This window comes from Pedobacter sp. UBA5917 (assembly GCF_002432345.1).
Taxonomy (GTDB): domain Bacteria; phylum Bacteroidota; class Bacteroidia; order Sphingobacteriales; family Sphingobacteriaceae; genus Pedobacter.
Genome location: NZ_DJDT01000055.1, coordinates 1 through 2525, shown reverse-complemented (window position 1 = coordinate 2525; position 2525 = coordinate 1). Strand labels below are relative to the sequence as shown.

Here is a 2525-nt window from a genome sequence, read left to right as displayed (position 1 = left end):
CTTGCCAGCCAGATGGTTATTTTACGGGATATTAATATGATTTTTGTGCTGTTGCCTGCGGCCGGGGCTCTTGCTGCGATCTACTGCGCAGGATCTCCACGACGATCCCTAACAGTCCGGCGAAAGAGGTTTGAATGTCTTGGGATTATGAAATAATAGGTAATTGTATTCCCAGTTTATCCGACATGTAATGCTGATCCTTTAAACGATAAATGACGTTTCGAAAGCTAAAGGAGGTAGCATCCAGACGTCCCTGTTTCTTTAACTCGAACAATAATGACCTCATCCGGTATCTTTGGCTGTCGGTATTGTCAGATTTCTCCATTTCGGTATATATCCTGGTGATATCCGCGTGGTGCAATCCTTTGTTGTATATCCATAGGATGCAGAAAATTTTCTCCGATTTGTTTTTTAATCTGCTCCAGCACCTGGACATGGTGATGCGGTTCAGAGTGTCCTGACAATCATTTTCTAATTGAACGAATTCATTCGCATGTTGGGGGTGTTCCCGGAGCTGGTCAGTGTATCTGCCGATTTGCCGGGATATCGCAACTACCTCATCCGAGAGAATCTTCAGCTCGCCATGGATTTGATGCAGCCTTTCCACGATTTGTTTTTTATCATCAATTTTGCTCATTTTTGCGGTTGTAGTCTATAAAGGTTTGAATGCTGGACAAGAAAACCAGCTTATTCCTGGTTTATCAAACGGCCCTCAGGATTTAATACTTTGGCTGATACCGATGAATTTAATCCCATTTCTTGAGAATTACCTTGGGTGAGGTGGACTAAAAATCCTACCAAACAATATAGATACTGAAGATAGAGACGGTGCAGTATTTGGAAAGTTATTTACAGGTCATTAGACTGCAAGGACTTATTATCAAGCCCCTATTTACATTACAGCTTGAATTTAGAGTTAGCTAGGATTACCGCACTTTCCATCATTTTATCTGGAACCACCTTGGAAAATTTATCCAGGTTTGAATCAACATTAATTTTTACACCCAGGTTTTCTTCGAGTAACTTAATTTTTGAAGATGCTTTTTTCATATTGCAAATTTCTATTATGTGTGGCTAAGTTAATAATTTAATTACAAAACCCAATTCCGGCCTACGTACCGAGCAATGAAAACGCTTTTTTGGATGCCGTCCATTAATATATATTAACGAATTTAACTCATTAATTCGTAGCATTTGAAAATTAAAATACCCAAAATTATTTCACTATTCCAATTTCCAAAATGTCAAGTTTTTGTGTTTAATATTTTGGATATTAAGGTTCTTTATATTTCATCGAGCTGTTTTTTTAAATGAAACCTTTTGCTTTTAGATCCTGGACAATAGGCTTTAGAAGCTGCAAAAATAGCCAAAGGTGTTCGAGGCATTCTTTCGAGGGGGTACTTAAAGGCGTTTTTGCCGAAAAATGTAAGGGTTGTTCGATTTTGAGCAACCCTTTTTTTTGATATCCAGTATGTTATCCTCAAACGCTTGGTTGATATATGGTGTTCTAAACTTGCCATTCAAATAACACATTTTATCTTTGAACACCGCACGGATAATAGCGTGCTTTTGATAAACGTTACGCTTCTCATAAATTCCGGATAGATTTTTCAACTCTGGCTGCACGAGAGTAAGTCGCCCATTATCGAGCGGATCAAAAGACTCGATAAACTCGGTTATATCCGCGGTTCTGTTGCCCTGCTCGATTATGGACTGTTAAGAGACTGCATGATGGCCTACGTCCACATGCGCCTGCTGGATCATTCGGCAGCAGCGCTGGAGGAATTCCAATCTGTTGTAGCCTCATATCCGGAGGTATTGGAGTACTGCCATACCACAGGCCAAACATTCGACTGCAGTGCCGTTCTAAAACGGAAAGGAGAATAACAGGATTTTAATTTCGTTTGTTGTTTTTTACCTGGACCTGACCCGGTTTTGAATACATCCATAAGCCTGCAGTGTGTTACCGCATATTGGCAGCCGTGATCCTGTTATGTAATATCGGTTATTTTTTTTGTATTATTGTATTTACAAAGTTGTTGATTTTTGTCAAATTAATGTATTAGCATAAGGGCGTAGGGTCAGGATTGTGTTAACTTTGTTCTACTTGAATTGATCGTCTATTCGATACATGTAAGTAGGTGCCTGAATGTGATGACTTGGGCAAAGGAAAGGGTGGGCATTTTAAATGTTTGCCCTTTCCTTATAATCAGGTGAAGTAGTTTAGTAACCGCAAATGGCCAGCCGCCTTCAATGCTATTTGCCTCTTAAAAATAACAAACCGGATATACTTAAAAGCTTGTTGCAGCTTTGCATGGAAATTTATGGTCTAAAACCCATAAAATTTTTAACTTGGCATATCCTGTGGCCCATTTATACACGCAGGCCGGAGGGCTTTGCTGGACCTAAGGAGAATATCGCATTAAATATGTTTGAAGCATTAAAAAATAAACTGAAGCTCAGTGAGGACAGGTACCTGGCCTTGTCGGACCATATCCACCAAATCGAGATACCCGCGAAAACCG

General features: G+C 39.7%; 4 protein-coding genes. 2 read left to right on the top strand and 2 right to left on the bottom strand.

Annotated elements, in window-relative coordinates; genetic code table 11:
• Positions 1-145 precede the first annotated feature (145 nt).
• Together B2V92_RS03590 and B2V92_RS03585 are read right to left on the bottom strand one after the other, a co-directional pair.
• On the bottom strand, positions 146-637 hold the full coding sequence (locus B2V92_RS03590) for a hypothetical protein (protein WP_293304872.1): 492 nt from the start codon (positions 635-637) through the stop codon (positions 146-148).
• 260 nt (positions 638-897) lie between these two features.
• On the bottom strand, positions 898-1050 hold the full coding sequence (locus B2V92_RS03585) for a hypothetical protein (protein ID WP_293304871.1): 153 nt from the start codon (positions 1048-1050) through the stop codon (positions 898-900).
• Positions 1051-1728: 678 nt separating this feature from the next.
• On the opposite strand from B2V92_RS03585, the gene B2V92_RS03580 reads away from it, so the two are divergent.
• Together B2V92_RS03580 and B2V92_RS03575 are read left to right on the top strand one after the other, a co-directional pair.
• Positions 1729-1887, top strand: a complete 159-nt coding sequence (locus B2V92_RS03580; protein ID WP_293304870.1) for a hypothetical protein — start codon at positions 1729-1731, stop codon at positions 1885-1887.
• A 349-nt stretch (positions 1888-2236) separates the two neighbouring features.
• On the top strand, positions 2237-2525 hold a 289-nt coding region (locus tag B2V92_RS03575), incomplete at its 3' end, for a hypothetical protein (RefSeq protein WP_293304869.1).